Annotated in this window: 17 protein-coding genes; 8 read left to right on the top strand and 9 right to left on the bottom strand. The window is 70.7% G+C overall.

Going from position 1 to position 21,896, the window contains the following annotated elements; genetic code table 11:
• From P3L51_RS24860 to P3L51_RS24850, 3 genes are all read left to right on the top strand, one after another.
• A partial coding sequence (locus tag P3L51_RS24860) for a molybdopterin molybdotransferase MoeA (protein ID WP_354607506.1) occupies positions 1 to 978 on the top strand: 978 nt, incomplete at its 5' end.
• Between the two features lie 20 nt (positions 979 to 998).
• Positions 999 to 2,054, top strand: coding sequence for a potassium channel family protein (locus P3L51_RS24855; protein WP_354607507.1), 1,056 nt, complete (start codon positions 999 to 1,001; stop codon positions 2,052 to 2,054).
• A gap of 76 nt (positions 2,055 to 2,130) precedes the next feature.
• Positions 2,131 to 3,117 (top strand): NAD(P)H-quinone oxidoreductase, encoded by a 987-nt coding sequence (locus tag P3L51_RS24850; RefSeq protein WP_354607505.1) that lies wholly within the window; start codon positions 2,131 to 2,133, stop codon positions 3,115 to 3,117.
• 680 nt (positions 3,118 to 3,797) lie between these two features.
• Here P3L51_RS24850 and P3L51_RS24845 read toward each other — a convergent pair.
• The 6 genes from P3L51_RS24845 to P3L51_RS24820 form a co-directional block, all read right to left on the bottom strand.
• Positions 3,798 to 4,352, bottom strand: coding sequence for a bacterial proteasome activator family protein (locus tag P3L51_RS24845; protein WP_354607504.1), 555 nt, complete (start codon positions 4,350 to 4,352; stop codon positions 3,798 to 3,800).
• A gap of 97 nt (positions 4,353 to 4,449) precedes the next feature.
• A complete protein-coding gene (locus tag P3L51_RS24840) occupies positions 4,450 to 7,413 on the bottom strand; it encodes an FtsX-like permease family protein (RefSeq protein WP_354607503.1) in 2,964 nt (987 codons plus the stop codon).
• The gene (locus tag P3L51_RS24835) at positions 7,410 to 8,150 is read right to left on the bottom strand and encodes an ABC transporter ATP-binding protein (RefSeq protein WP_354607502.1); all 741 of its coding nucleotides are present in this window, start codon (positions 8,148 to 8,150) and stop codon (positions 7,410 to 7,412) included. The genes P3L51_RS24840 and P3L51_RS24835 overlap by 4 nt, the downstream gene beginning before the upstream one ends.
• A 104-nt stretch (positions 8,151 to 8,254) precedes the next feature.
• Positions 8,255 to 8,905, bottom strand: a complete 651-nt coding sequence (locus tag P3L51_RS24830) for a PadR family transcriptional regulator (RefSeq protein WP_354607501.1) — start codon at positions 8,903 to 8,905, stop codon at positions 8,255 to 8,257.
• A gap of 159 nt (positions 8,906 to 9,064) precedes the next feature.
• Positions 9,065 to 9,727, bottom strand: coding sequence for a hypothetical protein (locus P3L51_RS24825; protein WP_354607500.1), 663 nt, complete (start codon positions 9,725 to 9,727; stop codon positions 9,065 to 9,067).
• Between the two features lie 542 nt (positions 9,728 to 10,269).
• The gene (locus P3L51_RS24820) at positions 10,270 to 11,886 is read right to left on the bottom strand and encodes a protein kinase domain-containing protein (RefSeq protein ID WP_354607499.1); all 1,617 of its coding nucleotides are present in this window, start codon (positions 11,884 to 11,886) and stop codon (positions 10,270 to 10,272) included.
• A gap of 393 nt (positions 11,887 to 12,279) precedes the next feature.
• Here P3L51_RS24820 and P3L51_RS24815 point away from each other — a divergent pair, with 393 nt between their 5' ends.
• On the top strand, positions 12,280 to 13,878 hold the full coding sequence (locus tag P3L51_RS24815) for a protein kinase domain-containing protein (RefSeq protein WP_354607498.1): 1,599 nt from the start codon (positions 12,280 to 12,282) through the stop codon (positions 13,876 to 13,878).
• Here P3L51_RS24815 and P3L51_RS24810 read toward each other — a convergent pair whose 3' ends face one another.
• The 3 genes from P3L51_RS24810 to P3L51_RS24800 form a co-directional block, all read right to left on the bottom strand.
• Positions 13,879 to 14,958, bottom strand: coding sequence for a phosphotransferase (locus P3L51_RS24810; protein WP_435594520.1), 1,080 nt, complete (start codon positions 14,956 to 14,958; stop codon positions 13,879 to 13,881). It abuts the gene before it with no gap.
• Positions 14,959 to 14,973: 15 nt separating this feature from the next.
• Positions 14,974 to 15,468 (bottom strand): pyridoxamine 5'-phosphate oxidase family protein, encoded by a 495-nt coding sequence (locus P3L51_RS24805; RefSeq protein ID WP_354607496.1) that lies wholly within the window; start codon positions 15,466 to 15,468, stop codon positions 14,974 to 14,976.
• A gap of 176 nt (positions 15,469 to 15,644) precedes the next feature.
• On the bottom strand, positions 15,645 to 16,304 hold the full coding sequence (locus P3L51_RS24800; protein WP_354607495.1) for a response regulator: 660 nt from the start codon (positions 16,302 to 16,304) through the stop codon (positions 15,645 to 15,647).
• Between the two features lie 325 nt (positions 16,305 to 16,629).
• Between P3L51_RS24800 and pdhA the strand changes: the two genes are divergently transcribed.
• From pdhA to P3L51_RS24780, 4 genes are all read left to right on the top strand, one after another.
• Entirely contained in the window at positions 16,630 to 17,835 is a 1,206-nt protein-coding gene (gene pdhA / locus P3L51_RS24795; protein ID WP_354607494.1) for a pyruvate dehydrogenase (acetyl-transferring) E1 component subunit alpha, read from the top strand.
• Positions 17,836 to 17,837: 2 nt separating this feature from the next.
• Entirely contained in the window at positions 17,838 to 18,818 is a 981-nt protein-coding gene (locus tag P3L51_RS24790) for an alpha-ketoacid dehydrogenase subunit beta (RefSeq protein ID WP_354607493.1), read from the top strand.
• A gap of 14 nt (positions 18,819 to 18,832) precedes the next feature.
• The gene (locus P3L51_RS24785; protein ID WP_354607492.1) at positions 18,833 to 20,314 is read left to right on the top strand and encodes a dihydrolipoamide acetyltransferase family protein; all 1,482 of its coding nucleotides are present in this window, start codon (positions 18,833 to 18,835) and stop codon (positions 20,312 to 20,314) included.
• Positions 20,315 to 20,572: 258 nt separating this feature from the next.
• Entirely contained in the window at positions 20,573 to 21,724 is a 1,152-nt protein-coding gene (locus tag P3L51_RS24780; protein WP_354607491.1) for a methyltransferase domain-containing protein, read from the top strand.
• Positions 21,725 to 21,896 lie beyond the last annotated feature (172 nt).

Below are 21,896 nucleotides of genomic sequence, written 5' to 3'. Positions count from 1 at the left end.
ACCCCGCTCCCCGACGGCACAGCGGTGCGGATCGCCACGGGCGCCCGTGTCCCGCCCGACACCACCGCCGTGATCCGCAGCGAGCACGCCCGCACGGACACCTCCGGCCGCCTCCACGCCGAACGCGCGGTCGTCCACGGCCAGGACATCCGTCCACGTGCCCAGGAGTGCCGCTCCGGCGACCAACTCCTGCCCGCCGGCGCCGTGGTGACCCCGGCGGTGCTCGGTCTGGCCGCCGCCGCCGGCTACGACGAACTGCTCACCGCCCGCCGCCCGACCGTCGACGTCCTGGTCCTCGGCGACGAACTGCTCGTCCGCGGACTCCCCCGCGACGGCCTCATCCGCGACGCGCTCGGCCCGATGATCGCGCCCTGGCTGCGCGCACTCGGCGCCGATGTCATCGACACCCGCCGGGTCGCCGACGACGCCCACGCCCTGCACCGGGCGGTCACCGAGTCCGATGCCGATCTGGTCCTCACCACGGGCGGTACGGCCGCCGGCCCCGTCGACCATGTCCACCCCGTACTCGCCACGGCGGGCGCCGAACTGCTCGTGGACGGCGTCGCCGTACGCCCCGGCCACCCCATGCTGCTGGCCAGGCTCGCCTCCGGCCGCCATCTGGTGGGCCTCCCCGGCAATCCGCTCGCCGCCGTCTCCGGGCTGCTGACCCTCGCCGAACCGCTGCTGCGGGCACTCGGCGGGCGGGCGGACCGGCCCGCGTACCACGCGCCCGTACGGGACGAGGTGCACGGCCACCCGTACGACACCCGGCTCGTGCCCTTCGTCCACCGTGACGACCGGCTCGTGCCGCTGCGCTACAACGGGCCCGCCATGCTGCGCGGTATCGCCGTCGCCGACGGACTCGCGGTCGTGCCGCCCGGCGGCGCGCGGCCGGGGGACGAGCTGGAAGTCCTCGACCTGCCCTGGGCCGCCTGGGCCGACGCCACCGCCTCCATCGACGACGGGTGTTTCACGTGAAACTTCCCGGCCAGGACGCGATGGCGCGTCATGCCGACGAACACCTGGTCACCAGCCGGGTGAAGCTGCCGCGCCGGATCGTCGACCGGCCGCTGCGGCAGGTCAGCAAGCGGCTGCTGATGGCGCTCGGGGTGCTGGCGACGACGGTCTTCATCGTCTGGATCGACCGCACCGGCTACCACGACAACTCCGACGACTCGGTCGACCTGCTCGACTCCGTCTACTACGCCACCGTCACCCTCTCCACCACGGGTTACGGCGATATCGTCCCGTACAGCGACGCGGCCCGGCTCATCAATGTCGTGCTGGTCACGCCGCTGCGCGTGCTCTTCCTGATCATCCTGGTCGGCACCACTCTTGAGGTCCTCACGGAGCGCACCCGGGAGGAGTGGCGGCTGAACCGCTGGAGGTCCAACTTGCGTGACCACACGATCATTGTCGGCTTCGGTACCAAGGGCCGGTCGGCGATGCAGACCCTCTGCGCCACCGGGCTCAAGAAGGACCAGATCGTCATCGTCGACCCGAGCGCGAAGGTGATCGAGGCGGCCAACGCGGACGGATTCGTGGGTGTCATCGGCGACGCGACCCGTAGCGATGTGCTGCTACGGGCCGAACTCCAGCGGGCGCGGCAGATCGTGATCGCCACTCAGCGCGACGACACGGCGGTGCTGGTCGCGCTGACCGCGCGGCAGCTCAACCGCGGGGCGAAGATCGTCGCGGCCGTGCGTGAGGAGGAGAACGCGCCGCTGTTGCGCCAGTCCGGCGCGGACGCCGTGATCACCAGCGCCAGCGCGGCGGGCCGGCTGCTCGGTCTCTCCGTGCTCAGCCCCGTCGCGGGCACGGTGATGGAGGATCTGATCCAGCAGGGCAGCGGCCTCGACCTCATCGAACGGCCGGTGATAAAGGCCGAGGTGGGGCGCAGCGTACGGGAGACGGACGACCTGATCGTCAGTGTCCTGCGTGGGCACCGGCTGCTGGGGTACGACGACCCGGCGGCCAGCCCGCTCCAGCTCACCGACCGGCTGATCACGATCGTGCGGGCGGATCCCGGCCCGGAGCAGAACAAGGCGGACTGACCCGGCCGGCCACCCCCCTTCCAGCCCGAGTCCGGTATCGGTACTGCGGACGGGACCGGGGGGTAGCCTCCCGACCATGTATGCGATCACGATTCCGGAACCCGGTGGCCCCGAGGCACTCGTCTGGGCCGAAGTGCCCGATCCCGTACTCGCCGAGGGCGAAGTCCTCGTCGACGTCGTGGCGAGCGCGGTCAACCGTGCCGATCTGCTGCAACGCCAGGGCTTCTACGATCCGCCGCCGGGCTCGTCCGCGTACCCCGGTCTGGAGTGCGCGGGCCGCGTCGCCGCGCTCGGCCCCGGCACCGAGGCGTCGGGCTGGTCGGTCGGCGACGAGGTCTGCGCCCTGCTCTCGGGCGGTGGTTACGCGGAGAAGGTCGCCGTCCCCGTGGGCCAACTGCTCCCCGTACCCGACGGCCTGGACCTGGCGACGGCCGCCGTACTTCCCGAAGTGACCTGCACCGTCTGGTCGAACGTCTTCATGATCGCCCATCTGCGGCCCGGCGAGACGCTGTTGGCGCACGGCGGCGCGAGTGGTATCGGCACGATGGCGATCCAGCTCGCGAAGTCGGTTGGCGCGCGGGTCGCCGTCACGGCGGGCGGGCCCGAGAAGCTGGCGCGCTGCGCCGAGTTGGGCGCGGACATCCTGATCGACTACCGGGAACAGGACTTCGTCGATGAGCTGAAGAAGGCCACGGACGGGGCGGGCGCGGACGTCATCCTCGACATCGTCGGCGCGAAGTATCTCGACCGCAATGTGAAGGCCCTGGCCGTCAACGGGCGGCTCGCCGTGATCGGTCTCCAGGGCGGCATAAAGGGTGAACTCAACCTGGCCGCGCTCCTGGGCAAGCGCGCCGCGATCACCGCGACGTCGCTGCGAGGGCGTCCGCTCGGTGAGAAGGCGTCGATCGTCGCCGCCGTACGGGAGCACGTCTGGCCGCTGATCGGCGCCGGGCAGGTGCGGCCCATCGTGGACCGTACGTTCCCGATGTCGGACGCGGCCGAGGCGCATCGCGCGCTGGAGGCGGGCGAACACATCGGCAAGATCCTGCTGCTGCGCCCGTAGCGGGAGCAGGGCCGGAGCCGGGTCGTGTCCGGTCGGTCTTCGCGGCCCGCGAAGACCGACCGGACGCACGAACCGGACGCGACCGGTATCGATCGACACGACCGGCACGATCTCCGGCCTCGCGACCTGCCCTGGTGGTTGAAGTAGTCGATGAGACCGTCGTCGAGATACTTGAAACGGGCGATCTTGTGACTGTTGGGCGCCGTGTCGGGCTCGATCCCCATCGACGATCCGTGGTCGAACGAGTGGAGCGCCATGGCTCCCAGCACGTTGCCCGACAGGTCGGTCCTGGTCATCCAGAGGTCGCCGGTCTTGCTCCCGGGCTTGGTCTGCACGAAGTAGATGTGCCCGTGGACGTGGTCGTAGGCGAACGACTGCATCGCCCAGTAGGGCTGGTGGAGCTGTTGCCGCAGGACGGGATCGCCCCCGGCGCCGCCGAGCACGAAGTGCTGCTACGCGGGGACGACCGCGCTCGCGGCCGGGGCCGAGAGCAAGGAAAAGCCGCCGCTTGCGGCGGCGGCGACTATTCCTGTGCCGGTTCTGAGAAGCGTGCGACGGCTTACGGGATTCGCTTCTCCGCTTTGTGCCTTTTCGCTCAAGTGCGTCACCTTGTCGGTCGTTCGGCTGCTTTGGCTGATCTTGATCAACTTAGCAACCGGACCTTTCAGGTGCCGGAGATTTCAGAGATACGGCCCCGACCGGATCGCGCCGTGGCCGCCCGGGTCCTCGCCGTCCTCGTCCTCGTGCGACGCACCGGGCGGCAGCGCCCGGCGCATCTGCTCCAACTGCGCCCGTGCCGCCATCTGCTGGGCGAACAGAGCTGTCTGGATCCCGTGGAAAAGACCCTCCAGCCAGCCCACCAACTGGGCCTGCGCGATGCGCAGTTCGGCCTCCGAGGGAATGGCCTCGTCGGTGAAGGGGAGCGAGAGCCGCTCCAACTCGTCGACGAGTTCGGGGGCGAGCCCGTCTTCGAGCTCCTTCACCGAACCGGCGTGGATCTCCTTGAGCCGTACCCGGCTCGCCTCGTCCAGAGGAGCCGCCCGCACCTCTTCGAGCAGCTGCTTGATCATGCTGCCGATGCGCATGACCTTCGCCGGCTGCTCGACCATCTCCGTCACCGGGATCTCGCGCGGCTCGTCGTCCCCGTGTCCGCCGCCGAGCGCCATCCCGTCCTGTCCCACCACGAGGACGTGGGGGTTGCTCTCCTGCGACCGTTCGTTCCTCGGCATTTCCATATGTTCATTGTCTCGCACCTGTGTGCCGACGCGCGGTGGGGCCCGGGGGAGAGCGATCCGCCCTCCCCCGGGCCCCGTCCGCCCGATCCGGCCGGTGTCAGATCGCCGCCCGGCGCGCCAGCGCGCCTCGCGAGCGGGTGACCAGCGCGGCCAGTACCGCCGCGCCGAGCGGGACCACGACGAGCAGCAGGCCCAGCGTCTCCCACGGGATGACCACCGGCACGAAGGGTGCCGTGGCCTGCTCTCCGCCGGAGAATCCCGCGTCCAGCATCCGCTCGTACGAAAGATCCTCGGCGCGGCGTTCGGTGAAGCGGAGCCCGATGGCGGGCAGGATCCCCGACGCCGAGCCGAGTACGACACCCATCGCGGCCACCACCCCGCACTGGAAACCGCTCAGGGCCTTGCGGACCCGGGGCGGCGCCCCGACGGCGGCGAGTGTCTTGAGGTCGGGCTCGGCGTCCGCCTGGGCGAGACCCGTGGCGATACCGGCGGCGCCGATGGTGATCAGCCCCGCGAAGACGGCGAGTGCCAGCAGCGTGGTGCTGTTCTCGGGGGTGAAGCCCTTCTCGATGGTGAGCATGGAATCGCTGCCGGTCTTGGCCAGCTCACTGTTGAGCTTCTGTTCCTGCGAGTCGCTCGGCAGCCGCTCGGTCGTGAAGAAGGAACCGAACGGGACGGTCGTGAAGCCCGCCTTCTCCGCCACGTCCGGGGGCACGATCATCGTGACGCCGTACGCCTTCTGGTCGCCGGAGAACTGGTGGGTGGGGATGGATTTGACGGTGCCGGGCGGCTCCTCGCCCTTCGTGGTCGCGACATCCGCCTCGTTCACCTGGGCGGCGGAGATGAGGCGGACGTCGACGGTGCCGTTCGCCCCCGCCTTGGGAGCCACGGCGTTCTTGGGAGACACCGCGCCGCCGCGCGCGCCGCCCTTGTCGGCGCCACCCTTGCCGTCGGCGTCGGCGGGTTGGATGTTCTTGTTGTTGAAGGAGACCGCCCGCCCGTTCGCCAGTGCCTCGCTCGCGTCCGGATCGCTGATCTTCAGCACCTTGAGCAGTTTGTCGTCACCGATCAGGATCTGACCGCCGGTGTCGCCGATCCCGTAGTCGTCCTGGACGCAGCGCCAGTCCGTGGCGAGCTTGCGGCGCTCGGCGTCGGAGAACTTCTCCGAGGGGTCCTCGCCCGTACTGTCGTACGACCACAGCGGGCACTCGTGCGCCTTGGGCAGGACGATCTCGTACCGTCCGCAGTCGTCGCCTCCGTAGGAGGAGCAGCTCTTCTTGCCGACCACGACACGGTCCACATCGGCCCGCAGGTCCGTCGGCAGCAGCTTCTGCACGTCGTCCCGGATCACAGGGACGTCCACGGCGGAATCGGGGGACAGGATCGCGACCGTGCCGTACGGCAGCTGTGGCTCGTACCCGGCCTCGGCCTGGGCGTCCGAGCTGGCCGTGTACGTCGCCACGGCCACCGTGCCCGCGACGGCCGCCAGCACCGCCGCGACCGCCGGAGCCGTACGGCCCCTGTTCCGTACGGCGTCCCGCAGCGCGAGCCGCGGTGAGAGGGGCAGCCAGCGGCCGATCCGGCCGAAGAAGCCCACCAGGGCGGGCGTCAGCGCCACCAGACCCAGCTCGGCGAGGGCGCTGCCACCGCCGACGATCGCGGCCTGGTCGGAGACCGTCGAGCCGTACAGCGCGATGCCCGCGCCGAGTACGACGGCGCTCAGGCCCACGATCGGCAGCACCCTGCTGGACTTCCGGATGCCACGGCGCCCGGTGAGCGAGGCGACGACGGTCTGCCGGGACGCGGTCACGGCGGGCACGATCGCGGCCAGCAGGCCGGTGACGACCGCGAGCAGCGCGATCCCGATCAGTTCCAGCGGCCGCAGGTCGAAGTTCCCGAAGCGCTGGCCCAGGAAGTCCTCAAGGACCGGTTGGAGCGCGAAGGTCAGGCCGATACCCAGCACCGTACCGACGACGGCGGCGACCACGCCGATCACGAGGCCGCCGCTGAGGACGATGGCCCTGATGTGCTTCCTGTCGCCGCCGTTGGCGCCGACCAGGCCGAGCTGGCGGCGGGAGCGGCGGGCGCCGACGGCGAACGCGGGGCCTGCCAGCAGGCAGATCTCCAGCATCACGAGGCCGACGACGGTGCTGAGGACGGCGAGCCGGGTGGCGGCGCCGGAGCTGCCGATGCTCTCGGGCACGCCCTCCTTCTCGTACATCGGTACGTCCGAGTCGGCCGGCGGGTTGAGCACGACCGCCCGCGACACGACCGTGGCGCCCTTGGCGTTGGTCTCCTCGACCATGTTCCACGTGAAACCGGCGTCGCCGGGGACGACGGTCAGATAGGTGCTGGTCGTCTCGGTGCCCGGCAGCTCGGCGGCGCTCAGCGCCTTGTCCAGCGGGGCCAGCAGAGCGCCGGGAAGGGCGTTGACCTGGAGGGTGTCCAGGGAGTCCGGCAGCTCGTACGCGCCGACGATCCGGTAGGTGGTGCCGAGTCCGCGCGCCGTCAGTTTCGAACCGACGTACAGACCGCTGCTCTCCAGGAACTCGGTGGTCGCGGCGACCTCTTCGGGTTTCTGGGGGAACCGGCCGCGGTCGAGGACCATGATGCCCTCGGCCATCGGGTCCGCCGCCTTCAGCTCCCGGACGGAGGTGCTGAGCAGGCCGTGCGTGGTCTTGAGCTTGGCCATGCCCTCCGAGTCGACGAGGGATTTCGCGTTCGCCGGGACGGTCGACGCGAGGTCCGTCTCGCCTTCCGGCCACACCTCGTCGGCGTCGTAGGTCTTGACCGGCTGGTAGTTGTCCCCCTTGGGGTTCTGCATGACCGGGACGCCGCCGAGACGCGGGTCCTGGACACGGGCGTCGGCGCTACCCAGCTCGCGGTCGAGCGTCTGGGCGGTGGAGAGTTCCGCGCTGTGTATTGTCAGATCGGCGGCGCTCACACCGATGATCGGCAGGGCGAGCATGGCGAGGACGAGGAAGCTGCGGCCCTTGAAACGCCAGGCGTCACGGCGGGCTATGCGGATCGCGGCGCGCCACGAGTGGTACCAGTTCTTCACCGCTCGGCCGCCTGGCCCGTGAGGAGCGAGTCGGCCTGGCTGCGGATCGTCTGGTCGACGACGGCGCCGTCCCGGAGGAAGACCACACGGTCGGCCCAGGCCGCGAAGCGCGGCTCGTGCGTGACCAGGACGCCGGCCGCGCCCGCGTCGCAGCGGCTGCGCAGCAGGGCGAGCACGGACTCGCCGGTCTCGGAGTCGAGAGCGCCGGTGGGCTCGTCGGCGAGGACGAGACGGCGGTCGCCGACGAGCGCGCGGGCGATGGCCACGCGCTGCTGCTGGCCGCCGGACATCTCGTCCGGGAAGCGGTCGGCGAGCTGGTCGAGGTCCATCTCGCGCAGCGCGGCGACGGCCTCGCGGCGGGCCTTGCGGGCCGATGTGCCGTCGAGCTCGCGGGGGAGGGCGACGTTCTCGGCGGCGGTGAGGGCCGGGATGAGGTTGTAGTCCTGGAAGACGTAGCCGATGCTGCGGCGGCGCAGCGCGGCGATCTGCTTACGGCCGGCGGTGGTGAGGTCGGTGTTCTCGACTATCACCTGGCCCGACGTGGGGATGTCGAGGCCGCCGGCGATGGTGAGCAGCGTGGACTTGCCCGAGCCGGACGGGCCCATGACGGCGACGAGTTCGCCGGGGAAGACGTCGAGGTTGATCCCGCGCAGGGCGTGGACCTCGGTGGCGCCACTGCCGTGGACGCGGGTCAGGTCCCTGAGTTGGAGTACGGGATGCGGTGCCTGGTCAGGCATGGGTGGGTCCCCCTAGAGAACGGATGTGGTGCGTAGGTGGGTGGGGCGGTGCGGGCGGTGCGCGCGTGAAGCGGTGTTGGCGTGAAGCGGTGCGGACCTCGGGGTCAGCGCCTCTTGGAGCGGCCGAGGCCGGCCCGGGAGGCGGGCGCCGGCTTCTCCCCCGGAGGCGGTGCGGTGCTCTCCGCCTCGTCCTTCAGCCGCTTCTTCTCCTTCTGCGCGGCCATCAGCGAGAGCCGGACGAGCCTGGCCTCGCAGTGGTCGAGCCAGCGCGCCTCGGCCTCGGTCTGGAAGATGAGCTGTTCGAGGACGAGCAGCCATGCCACGTCGTCGCGGTTGTCCGGGGAGACCTCGGTGGCCTGGGCCTTGAGCCGGGTGTAGTCCTGCATCGCCTGGACCGTGTGGTGGCGCTGCGACTGGATCACTTCCCGGATGTCGATCCCGGGTGCGCCGACGGCCATCGCGAGCTTTATGGCGAGTTCGTCGCGCGGCGGACTGCGTCGGTCGACCGGTGACCGGAACCAGTTCCGCAGCTCCTCGCGACCGGCGTCCGTGATCACGTACAGCGAGTGGCCGGCTTCGTCCTCACCGTCCTGGACGACCATGCCGTCGCGCTCCAGACGGTTGAGCGTCGTATAGACCTGGCCGACGTTCAGGGGCCAGGTGGCGCCTGTGCGGGATTCGAACTCCGTACGGAGCTGAGAGCCGTAGCGGGGTCCCGGTTCGAGGAGGGCCAGAAGGCCGTGGCGGATCGACATACTGAGTATGTATACCGAGTATGGGGCTCACGGCAAGGGCCTTGAGGGGGACGGCGCCCGTCAGTCGTAAGGAGGAGGTAAGGGTGACGCGAGATGTACGAGGGCGGTGAAGGTGCAGCTCAGAGGTGGTGCGCGAGGGTGGGTGCGGGGGTGTGGGAGTCAGTGTCGGCGGAGCCGTACGCCCAGAAATCCGATGCCGAGGCCCATGAGCGCCATGCCGATGCCGAGGGTCAGCGCGGGGGCGGCGCGGGCGGCCGGCTGGGCGACGGTCCGGCTGTTCCGCTCCTGCGCGGTGGCGTCCCGAGGGGGCGTACGGGGCGAAAAGGGCGCGTCCGCGGAGGCTTCGGAGTCGTCCGACAGGAGTTCTTCGTCGTCTGCGTCATCCTCGTACCACCGCTCCGGCTCCCGCTCGCGTTCGGTCTTCCGGTCCCTCTTCCTCTCCCTCTTCGGCTCGGCGGAGCTCGACCCGGGGCGGCGGGGGGTCGGCGAAGCGGAACCGGACGACAGTCTTCCGCTCGCACTTCCGCTCGCGCTCGCACTTGCACTCGCGCTCGGCGACAGCGAGGGACGCGTGGCCGCCACGGACTCGTCGGGGGCCCCCGACTCCGAAGCCGTGGGGCTCGCGGTCGTCCGCCCCGGCCGCGGCCGTCCCTGCCCGGCCTGATTCCCCGCCAGCGAGGAGGTGGCGCTCGGGGAAGGCGAGGGATCGGCGTGCGGGGGCTCGCGCTCCTCGGCGCCCGCGAGGGGCGCGGCCAGCACCACGGAAACGAGCGCGATCGCGACCGCGCGGGAGGTGGGGAGTCGTGCGTGGAGCCGTGACATCACCGACTCAGCGTCACATGTGGTGACAGAAGCGGCATCTCGACCCTGCGGCATTCGGCGGGGAGTTGACGCCGGTCCGCCGGACAGTGAGACGCCCGGCACACGCTGTGTGCCGGGCGGTCTTCACGAGAAGCGGACGGCCGGTCCCGCGTGCGGGCGACCGGCGCGGTTCCTGGGTCGTGTCTTCAAAGTCCCGCCTGGCCCGCGACGCCGCAGTGACATCAGCCGCTGCCGCGGCGGGCGGCACCTCGCCGCGTTGTCGAACTCGGCCGAGTACGCCCGGTACGAGGCCGACCCTCCGCCTTGCGATGCACCGCACCAGACGCCGTGAGCCCCGCCCTGCGTGCGGACGGCGCCATTTGTCAGACACGGCCTAGTAGTACGGGTTGGTGATCGAGCGATCACCGCACGATCTGATCACGCTGCCGCCCTCCATCACGAACGCCCTCCCCCGGTGAGCGATTGATGCGGGCACGCTGTCTCACGGGGAGTGAATGCTCGAATGCTTTATGTCACGCGTGGCGGATGCCCCGAGCGGGCGGTCAGGGGGCGTTGCCCGTGGAGATCTTCAGCTCGAATTCCGTGTCCTTGGGCAGCACAGCCGCGCCCTGGCGTGGGTACTGCTCCACGACGATGCCCTCGGCCTGGGTGCCGTCGTCCACTTCCTTGACGTCGGCCCAGGTCCAGCCCGCCGCCGTCAGGCAGTCCTTCACCGAGAGGATGTCCTTGTAGCGGAGGTCGGGCGCCGTGACCTTCTTCGGATCCACGCCGTCCTCGTAGGCGTCCGAGCACTTGTCGGGCTCGATCGTCCGGTAGCGCTCCGGCGGCCGGTGGCCCGCGACCGCCGAGCCGGTGGGCTTGGTGTCCGAACCCTTGTCGCTGTCGTCGTCGCCCTGCGTGAGCGCGAAGGTCAGGCCGCCGATCGCCGCGATGGCGACCACGATCGACCCGATGACGACCGGCGTGTTCCGCTTGCCGCCGCCACCGTTACCGGCACCGCCGTAGCCCCCTTGTCCGGGCCCCATCGGCTGCTGCGGCGACATCGAGTACGAGGGCGCCGGGGTCTGGTAGCCCTGGTTGTGCTGCTGCGGGTAGCCGTACGTCGGAGGCGGCGTCTGCATGGCCGGTGTCGGCGGGCCGTACGCCCCCGGCTGGTACGGCGTCTGCACGCCGCCCTGCGGCGTCGGCATTCCCTGGTCGACCGGCGGGAAGACGGCCGAGCCCACGCCCGCGCCGCTCGCCGACGGGGCGCCCTGCACGATCACCGGCGCGCCGGTGTGGCCCTGCGGAAGCACCCGCGCGCACTCGTCGCGCATCGCGGCGGCGCTCGGGAACCGCTCGTTCGGGTTCTTCTTCAGCGCCCGCGCGACGAGCGCGTCCATCGCGGGAGTGATGGAGCGGTTGATGGAGGAGGGGGCGACCGGCTCCTCCTGCACGTGCGCGTACGCGATCGCCAGCGGCGAGTCCGCCTCGAAGGGCAGCCGGCCCGTCAGCAGCTGGAAGAGCATGATGCCGACCGAGTACAGGTCGGAGCGGGCGTCGACACCGCGCCCCAGCGCCTGCTCGGGGGAGAGGTACTGCGGCGTTCCGACGACCATGCCGGTCTGCGTCATCGACGTGACACCGGACTGCATGGCCCGCGCGATGCCGAAGTCCATCACCTTCACGACGCCGCGCTTGGTCATCATCACGTTGCCGGGCTTGATGTCGCGGTGCACCAGGCCCATCTCGTGGCTGGTCTCCAGCGCGGCGAGCACGTCCGCCGTCACCTTCAGCGCGCGGTCGGCGGGCATCGCGCCGTACTGCTGGATGTCCGTCTGGAGCACGGAGCCGAGCGGCTGCCCCTCCACGTACTCCATGACGATGTACGGCATGAGCGAGCCGTCCAGCTCGTCCTCACCCGTGTCGAAGACCGAGACGATGTTGGTGTGCGACAGCTTCGCGACGGCCTGTGCCTCGCGGCGGAAGCGCTCACGGAAGGACTGCTCGCGGCCGAGTTCGGTGTGGAGCGTCTTGATCGCGACCTGGCGGTCGAGCGCCGCGTCGTACGCGAGGTAGACGGACGCCATGCCGCCCTCGCCGAGCAGGTCACGAAGCTGGTACCGGCCGCCCGCGACGGAACCGCCCGCGTAGCGGCCCTGTGGGCCGTCGTGGCTCATGACTGTGCTTCCCCCTCGGCGCGGCGACGCGGTGATGTCAGTGGCTTCGCGCTGATCCGTGCTCGCGTGATCCCGTTGATCCCGTATTTACGGGCCAAGTCTGCCGCAGGGCAGTGACACGTCAAGCCGGGTGCCCGATCCGTGACCCTACGCACAACAAGCGTCTCGGAAGCGTTACAGGAAAAGCATGAATTTGCGTGCGTGGAGCAGGAGCGGGTTTGATTGCCGGTCAATCTCCAATTGGCCTGCCGCGCGAAGGCTGTAGCGTGACCGGCACAGGACCATCCAGGGTTCGTACCGACTCCTGGACCCCGTATCTTCCATCCATCCCAGTGCACCACCGCGATCCCGCGCACGCGTGCGGCAGGCGGACAGAAACGACGGCGAGGACTGATGGCACCCGAACCCGAAGCAGGCGGCGGCGGAGTGCCTGATGCCGCTGACTCATGGGGCGTCGGCGGGCTGGTCGGAGACGGCCGCTACCGGATGACGTACCGCCTCGGCCGGGGCGGTATGGCGGAGGTGTACGCGGCGGAGGACGTCCGGCTCGGCCGCACCGTGGCCGTCAAGCTGCTGCGGTCCGACCTCGCCGAGGACCCGGTCTCCAAGGCCCGCTTCACCCGCGAGGCCCAGTCGGTGGCCGGTCTCAACCACCACGCCGTGGTGGCGGTGTACGACTCCGGTGAGGATGTCGTGGGCGGCCAGACCGTTCCGTACATCGTCATGGAACTGGTCGAGGGCCGCACGATCCGCGATCTGCTGCTCAACGCCGAAGCACCGCCGCCGGAACAGGCGTTGATCATCGTCTCCGGTGTGCTGGAGGCGCTGGCGTACTCGCACCAGCACGGCATCGTGCACCGCGACATCAAGCCCGCGAACGTGATCATCACGCACGGCGGCGCGGTCAAGGTGATGGACTTCGGCATCGCGCGCGCCCTGCACGGCGCGCAGTCGACGATGACCCAGACCGGCATGGTCATGGGCACGCCGCAGTACCTCTCCCCCGAGCAGGCGCTCGGCAAGGCCGTCGACCACCGGTCCGACCTGTACGCCACGGGCTGTCTGCTCTACGAACTCCTGTCGCTGCGCCCGCCGTTCACCGGCGAGACGCCGCTCTCCGTCGTGTACCAGCACGTCCAGGACATCCCCGTGCCGCCGTCCGAGGTCTCGGACGTGGTGCCGCCGGAGCTGGACGGGCTCGTCATGCGCTCGCTCGCGAAGGACCCGGACGACCGGTTCCAGAGCGCCGAGGAGATGCGCGGCCTCGTCCAGTACGGCATGCAGATGCTCCAGCAGCAGGGCAGCCACACGGGCACCTGGAACACCGGCCCCGTCGACATGCACGAGGGCGGCACCCCGGCGATGGGCGTCGCCGCGACGACCGCGCTCGGTCACCCGCCGCACGGTGACACCGCGCAGCGTCCGATGCTGCCGCCGCAGAACCCGAACGACGGCGGTTACGACGGCGGCCACCACGGCGACGGGCGTGGCGGGCGCGGCAAGATGTGGCTGTTCGCGCTGTTCGCCGTGGTCGCGATCCTGGCGGGCGCCGCGTACGCGGTGAACAACATGGCCGGCACGGACAGCGGGAACAAGCAGGACGAGAAGACCTCGCAGAGCCCGTCCACCACCCCGAGCGAGAAGCCGTCGAAGTCGGACGAGGAGTCCACACCCACCGACGACGACCAGGACACCTCGACGGGCGGCCACCAGCAGCCGGACTACCCGACGGACGACACCCCGAGCGAGGAGCCGTCGGAGTCGGACAAGCCGTCGGACCCCCCGTCGTCCACCGATCCTGGTGACGACGAGGGCGCGACGGAGGGCGACAGCGGGGAACCGTCGTCGGATCCGACGCCGTCGGGCGACCAGGGCGGCGTGGACGGCGGCGCGGACGAGGGCGTCACCACGGGCAACACCGGAACGCCGGGCGGCGCCGGGGGCGGCGGAGTCGTCGAGGGCACCGCGGAGGGCGCCGGAAACCCGGGCTGATCACCCCGCGAACGCTTCGCACACCTCCTCGTACCTCCGCGTCCACCACACCGCCAGGGCCGACACCGCAGGGAACTGCGGGTCGGCCCTTCGGTCGTCCAGCTGGTAGCGCCAGCGCAGTATCCAGAAGTCGTTCAGCCGCTCCCACCACACCCGGTGGACGGCGGCGGCCAGTTCGGCGGCGCCGGCCCCGGACGCGAGCCGGTAGGCGCGCGCGTACGCCCGTACTTTCACCAGGTCCAGCTCCCCCGACGGCCGTACGAAGAAGATCGCCGCCGCCCGGACCGCCTCCTCGGCGCGGGGCTGGACGGACAGCCGGTCCCAGTCGACGATCGCGACGGGCTCCGTGCCCCGGTAGAACAGGTTCAGCGGGTGGAAGTCGCCGTGCACCCACCCGGTGGCCGTCTCGGCACCCGGCGGCGGTCGGTGGTGGGCGTGCCGCTCCACGAGGTCCCGGCGCTCGCGGAGCCGGTGTTCGGCGAGCGAGTCGAAGCCGTCGCGCGGGGTGCGCCCGCGGGCGAGCGCGAGTAACTCGTCGATGAGCGCGAAGGTGTCGGCGGGGGCGGCGCTGTCGTAAGCGCCTTCGTACGCGAACCGGTCCGTCGCCGACCCCATGACCTGTTCCAGACAGGTGTGTACGGCTCCGAGGAGCGACCCGAGCCGCTGTGACGCGAGGAGCGTCAGCTGGGCGCCGGTGCGGTGGCGGCCGTCGATCCAGGGGTGCAGGGCGTAGCAGTGTCCGCCGACCACGGCGACGGTGCCGCCCTCGGTGTCCCGAACGGGCGCTACGACGGGGATGCCCAGCTCCTGGAGCCGGCGGGTGGCGCGGTGCTGGCGGGCGATGGACTCGCGGTCGCCGTCGAGGTGGTGCTTGAGGAAGTAGGTGCCGTGGGTGGTGATGAGCCGGTAGCCCCGGTTCAGCAGCCCCTGGGCGACCGGTTGGCAGGCCAGTGGATCTCCGCCGTATTTGTAGCGGCGGAGCAGTTCACCGAGCGGCAGCAGGCCGAAGGGCAGGTCCACCACGGGGGGAGCGGTCGCGGCATAGGGCATCGTCGCAGTTGTTACAGATGAGCGCGGCACCCTTCAAATGATAGATCACGCAGCGTGTCGATCGTGTCGCCCTCCGCTGCCACTCAGCTCGGGCGGCTGGACGGGCGGCTGCTCAGGTGCCTGCCGGGTGGTGTGCCCGGGCGATTGCTCGATCGCGTACTCAAGGACGTGCACGGTGACGAACTGGGGCGTCAGGCTCATGTAGACGGGCTCGAACGGTTCGCCGTCGACGCGGTGCGGACCCGGTCCGAAGAGCGCCAGCTCGTCCGCCGTCGGCCTGATCATGCTCGCGGTGCCGGTGAACTGGACCGACCAGAGATCGGGCTCGCCGGAGGTGAAGTTGTCGGCGCCGTACGCGACCACGCTGCCGCTGCACGCGCGGTGGTAGCCCATCCCGCGGTGCATCCGCAGGACGACGCTCCTGTCCTTGACGATGTGCCGGGCGGGCGCCACGAAGGGCATCGCCCGCATGCTCGTGGCCACCCGCCCGTACCGGACTCGGGTGAGCAGCTCCATCGCGCGCAGATCATCGGTGGACATGCCATCCACTCTCTGTCACCGATCGTCCACGGAACAGGGCAGCCCGCCCCGGATCAAGGGGACCTTGGTCCCTGCCGGACCGTCGGGAAACCCGGGCGGGGTAAGGCCCTTCGACAGGTTTCGGCGCTGCCCGACCTGGTTCGGCCGGCGCCGCCCGGGCCGGCCCGGGGGCCCGCTCAGCGCTGTTCGGCCTGGATTCTCGCCACGTACGCGGCGGCCTGCGAGCGGCGCTCCATCCCCAGTTTGGAGAGCAGGCTGGAGACGTAATTCTTGATCGTCTTCTCGGCGAGATGCAGCCGCTCGCCGATCACGCGGTTGGTCAGGCCCTCGCCGATGAGGTCCAGGATCTTGCGCTCCTGGTCGGTGAGGTTCGCGAGCTTGTCGTCGCTCTTGGGGGTGTTGCCCTCGCGCAGCCGCTGGAGCACCCGCGCCGTCGCGACCGGGTCCAGCAGGGACCGGCCCGCCGCCACGTCCCGTACGGCGGTGAGCAGTTCGTCGCCGCGGATCGCCTTGAGCACGTAACCCGACGCGCCGGCCATGATCGCGTCGAACAGCGCCTCGTCGTCGGAGAACGAGGTGAGCATCAGGCACTTGATGCCCTCGTCCCTGGAGCGGATCTCCCGGCAGACCTCGACCCCGCTGCCGTCCGGCAGCCGTACGTCCAGCACCGCGACGTCGGGCCGGGTCGCCGGGATCCGGGTCAGCGCGTCCGCGGCCGTACCGGCCTCGCCCACGACCTCGATGTCGTCCTCGACGGCGAGCAGCTCATGGACGCCCCGCCTGACGACCTCGTGGTCGTCCAGCAGAAATACGGTGATTTTTCCCTTTTCAGGCACGAGATCAGTCAAACACACTTCCCCCTATCCCCGTCGTGGGCCGCCGGGATAACGTGCCGTTGTTCCGGCGGCCTGCAAGGCTGTGACCAGTGGTTGTCCCCTACTTTTGCGATTTACTTGGAAATCCAATCAAAATCGCAGGTCAACAGGGGTTTCGCAGGAATGCGACTCACTGGGTAACGTGCCTGTGACAGGGCGCTCGCCGGGGCACCTGTCACGCCTGTCCCGGCCGGGCCGCACCCACCCCGTGCACGCGTCCGGAAGCAGGCGAGCCGCACTGGTTCCCGGCGGATCCCGGGGACCGGACCGACGGAGGAGCACGCACGTGACCGTGGAGAGCACTGCCGCCGCGCGAAAGCCGCGACGTAGCAGCGGCACCAAGCGCGCCGGCGCCAAGACGGCGCCGCAGCCGAAGGCTTCCGAGCCCCAGCTCGTACAGCTGCTGACGCCCGAGGGCGAACGCGTCAAGAACGCCGAGTACGACGGCTACGTAGCCGACATCACCCCCGAATCCCTGCGCGGGCTGTACCGCGACATGGTCCTCACGCGCCGTTTCGACGCCGAGGCCACGTCCCTGCAACGCCAGGGCGAGCTGGGCCTGTGGGCCTCGCTGCTCGGCCAGGAGGCCGCCCAGATCGGCTCGGGACGCGCCCTGCGCGACGACGACTACGTCTTCCCGACCTACCGGGAGCACGGCGTCGCCTGGTGCCGGGGCGTCGACCCGACCAACCTGCTCGGCATGTTCCGCGGTGTGAACCACGGCGGCTGGGACCCGAAGACCAACAACTTCCACCTCTACACGATCGTCATCGGCTCGCAGACGCTGCACGCCACCGGCTACGCGATGGGCGTGGCCAAGGACGGCGCCGACTCGGCCGTCATCGCCTACTTCGGCGACGGCGCCTCCAGCCAGGGCGACGTGGCGGAATCGTTCACCTTCTCGGCCGTCTACAACGCGCCGGTGGTCTTCTTCTGCCAGAACAACCAGTGGGCCATCTCGGAGCCGACCGAGAAGCAGATGCGTGTGCCGCTCTACCAGCGCGCGCAGGGCTTCGGCTTCCCCGGCGTCCGGGTCGACGGCAACGACGTACTGGCCTGTCTGGCCGTGACGCGCGCCGCGCTGGAGCGCGCCCGCACCGGCCAGGGCCCGATGCTCGTCGAGGCGTTCACCTACCGCATGGGCGCGCACACCACCTCCGACGACCCGACGAAGTACCGGGCGGACGAGGAGCGCGAGGCGTGGGAGGCGAAGGACCCGATTCTGCGGCTGCGCGCGTATCTGGAGCGGGAGTCGGCCGCCGACGAGGCGTTCTTCGCGGCTCTGGAGGAGGAGAGCGAGGCGCTCGGCAAGCGGGTGCGTGAGGCGGTGCGGGCGATGCCCGACCCGGACCACATGGCGATCTTCGATCATGTCTACGCGGACGGGCACGCGCTCGTGGACGAGGAGCGGGCGCAGTTCGCGGCGTACCAGGCGTCGTTCGCCGACTCCGCCGCCGACGGTTCCGCCGCTGTCGCCGAGGAGGGCAAGTAGCCATGGCCGTACAGAAACTCCCCCTCGCGAAGGCGATCAACGAGTCGCTGCGCCTCGCCCTCGACACCGACCCCAAGGTCCTGATCATGGGCGAGGACGTCGGCAAGCTCGGCGGCGTCTTCCGGGTCACCGACGGACTCCAGAAGGACTTCGGCGAGGACCGGGTCATCGACACCCCGCTCGCCGAGTCGGGCATCGTCGGTACGGCGATCGGCCTCGCGCTGCGCGGCTACCGGCCCGTCGTGGAGATCCAGTTCGACGGTTTCGTCTTCCCCGCGTACGACCAGATCGTCACACAGCTCGCCAAGATGCACGCCCGCGCGCTCGGCAAGATCAAGATGCCGGTCGTCATCCGCATTCCGTACGGCGGCGGCATCGGCGCCGTCGAGCACCACTCGGAGTCGCCGGAGGCGCTGTTCGCGCACGTGGCGGGGTTGAAGATCGTCTCCCCTTCGACGTCCGCGGACGCCTACTGGATGATGCAGCAGGCCATCCAGAGCGACGACCCGGTCATCTTCTTCGAGCCCAAGCGGCGCTACTGGGACAAGGGCGAGGTCGACACCGAGGCCATCCCGGGCCCGCTGCACAAGGCCCGGGTCACCCGGACCGGCACGGACCTGACGCTCGCGGCGTACGGCCCGATGGTGAAGGTCTGCCTGGAGGCGGCGGCCGCCGCCGCCGAGGAGGGCAAGTCGGTGGAGGTCCTCGATCTCCGCTCGATGTCCCCGATCGACTTCGACACGATCCAGACGTCGGTGGAGAAGACGCGCCGGCTGGTCGTGGTCCACGAGGCACCGGTGTTCTACGGCTCCGGCGCGGAGATCGCCGCCCGGATCACGGAGCGCTCCTTCTACCACCTGGAGGCGCCGGTGCTGCGGGTCGGCGGCTTCCACGCCCCGTATCCGCCGGCGCGCCTGGAGGAGGAGTACCTTCCGGGCCTGGACCGAGTGCTCGACGCCGTCGACCGCTCGCTCGCGTACTGAGGAGTGCCGTGACCATGACTGCTGACACTTCTACCCGCTATCGAGAGTTCAAGATGCCCGACGTGGGCGAAGGACTCACCGAGGCCGAGATCCTCAAGTGGTACGTACAGCCGGGCGACACCGTCGTCGACGGCCAGGTGGTGTGCGAGGTGGAGACGGCGAAGGCCGCCGTCGAACTGCCCATCCCCTACGACGGGGTGGTGCACGCGCTGCGCTTCGACGAGGGCACGACCGTCGATGTCGGGGCGTCGATCATCACGGTGGACGTGGCGCCGGGGAGCGACGCTCCCGCCGCGGAGCCGGTCTCCGCGCCCGCCGCCCAGGCGGCGCCCGAGGCCGCCGCGCCGAAGGGGCGCCAGCCGGTGCTCGTGGGCTACGGCGTCTCGGAGGCGTCCACGAAGCGGCGTCCGCGCAGGGGGGCGGCGGCGGTCCCCGAGCAGGGAGCCGCGGCCGGGGCGATCCAGGCGGAGATGAACGGGCAGGCGGCGCCGGCTCCCGCTGCCGGGGGGCCGGCCGCTGAGAGGCTGTCGACCGGGGGGCTGTCGACCGAGGCATCGTCCACCGAGGGGCTGTCCACCGGGGGGCTGTCGCGCCCGCTGGCGAAGCCGCCGGTGCGCAAGCTCGCCAAGGACCTCGGCGTGGACCTGGCGACGATCACGCCGTCGGGCCCGGACGGGATCATCACGCGCGAGGACGTCCACGCGGCGACGGCGGCTCCCGCGGCAACCGAGGCGCCCGCGCCGCCGGTCTCGGCCGCCGCGCCCGCTCCGGCGGTCGCACCGGTCGCGCACGTCGGCCGGGAGACCCGTATCCCCGTGAAGGGCGTACGGAAGGCCACGGCGGCGGCGATGGTGGGCAGCGCGTTCACCGCGCCGCACGTCACGGAGTTCGTGACGGTCGACGTGACGCGCACGATGAAGCTGGTGGACGAGCTCAAGTCCGACAAGGACATGGCGGGCGTACGGGTCAACCCGCTGCTGCTCATCGCCAAGGCGCTGCTGGTGGCCATCAAGCGCCACCCGGAGGTCAACGCGACCTGGGACGAGGCCGCCCAGGAGATCGTGCTCAAGCACTACGTCAACCTCGGCATCGCGGCGGCGACGCCGCGCGGTCTGCTCGTCCCGAACATCAAGGACGCGCACGACAAGACCCTGCCGCAACTGGCCCAGTCCCTGGGCGAGTTGGTGTCCACGGCCCGCGAGGGCAAGACGACCCCGGCGGCCATGCAGGGTGGCACGGTGACCATCACGAACGTCGGCGTCTTCGGCGTCGACACGGGCACCCCGATCCTCAACCCGGGCGAGTCCGCGATCCTGGCGGTCGGCGCGATCAAGCTCCAACCATGGGTCCACAAGGGCAAGGTGAAGCCCCGTCAGGTCACCACGCTGGCGCTGTCGTTCGACCACCGGCTGGTGGACGGCGAGTTGGGCTCCAAGGTGCTGGCGGATGTCGCGGCGGTGCTGGAACAGCCGAAGCGACTGATCACCTGGGGCTGATGGGCCGGGACTGATGGGCGGGGCTGATGGGCGGGGCTGATGGCCGGGGCTCATGCCCGGGCCTGATCAGCAGGGCGTGGGAAAGGGTCGCGACTCCTTGACGAGTCGCGACCCTTCTCCCGTTTCACGCGCCGGTGCGTGGCGTCCGGGGCGGGCGTGCTTCCGTACGCCCCTCTGGTTACGGAGCGAAGTGGGTATACCCGTTTTGGTGACCGAGCGCAGTCGGCCGGTCCCACGACCGAGGGAGACCCCGAAGAAGTGCGCGACGGCTACGAGCGTTTGCTGGCCGGCCTGACCCTGTCCGGCGCGTTGGCGGAAGGGTGGCGGGGGGCGTTCGCGCGCGCCCCGCGCCCGGTGTTCGTGCCCGAGTCCGTATGGGCGCCGGACGCCGGAATCCCCACCGGCTACCGACGGGTCTCCCGGTCCGTGGAGCCCGATACGTGGTGGGCGCTGGTCGACGCCGACGAGGTGATCGTCACGCAACTGGACGACGGCGCCCACGACGGCCCCGGCGTCCCCACCTCGTCCACCTCCAAACCCTCGCTGGTGGCGACGATGCTGCGGCATCTGGATGTCGTCGACGGCGCCCGCGTGCTCGACATCGGTACGGGCACGGGCTGGACAAGTGGCCTGCTGGCGGCCCGACTCGGCCGCGAGTCCGTCACGACGGTGGAGGTCGACCCCAACGTCGCCTCGGAGGCGGCGGACCGCGTGAAGGCCGCCGGGCTGGTGCCCGCGCGCGTGGTGGTGGGCGACGGCCTCGTGGGCTGGCCGTCCGACGTGCCGTACGACCACATCCACTCGGCGGCGGCGATCCGCCGCGTCCCCCGCGCCTGGCTCACCCAGACCCGGCCGGGCGGCACGATCGTGACGCCGTGGGGCACCCCGTACGCCAACGACGGCCTGCTGCGCCTGGTGACCGGCGAGCCCGGCGGCCCGTCGTACGGCCGCTTCGTGACGAGCGTCAACTTCATGTGGATGCGCGCCCACCGCCCACCCGCCGTCACCCTCCCCCGCACGGCCCCCGACCGCTCGGGCCCGTCCGCGATCTCCCCGGACCTGGCGCTGTCGAATGTGGACGTGAGGTTCACGATCGGACTCCGCGTCCCGGACGTGAGCTGCGTCCACACCCGGGACGGGATCGCACTCTCGGACGGCAACGGCTCGTGGGCGTCGGTCCGTTACGACTCCTGGGACGCCCCGGACGCGGTGCGCCAGTGGGGCGCCCGCCACCTCTGGGACGAGATCACGTCGGCGCGGTCCTGGTGGGAGGCCCGGGGCCGCCCGGAACTGACCCGTTTCGGGCTGACGGTGACGGGGCGGGGGCGACAGAGGGCGTGGTTGGACGACCCCGGGGACGTGGTGGGACCGGCGCGGAAGGCGGGCACCGCGGAGGAACCCTGGATGTGAGCAAGTTGCGCCTATTTCCCTCGGGTGGTTTCCACCTGCACGCAAGTTGCTAGCGTGCACGGAGCGAACGGGTCCGCCTGGACCGTCGTCGTACGGGGGAGGGTTCAGCACATTGGCATGGGACGAGTGGGAACAGCTCAAGAGCGATGCCGCGGACAAGCAGTCGGCGCAG

The sequence above is a fragment of the Streptomyces panacea genome, assembly GCF_040560175.1.
Lineage (GTDB): Bacteria > Actinomycetota > Actinomycetes > Streptomycetales > Streptomycetaceae > Streptomyces > Streptomyces panacea.
The sequence above is the reverse complement of the archived record's forward strand: the minus strand, read 5'-3'. Positions and strand labels throughout refer to the sequence as shown.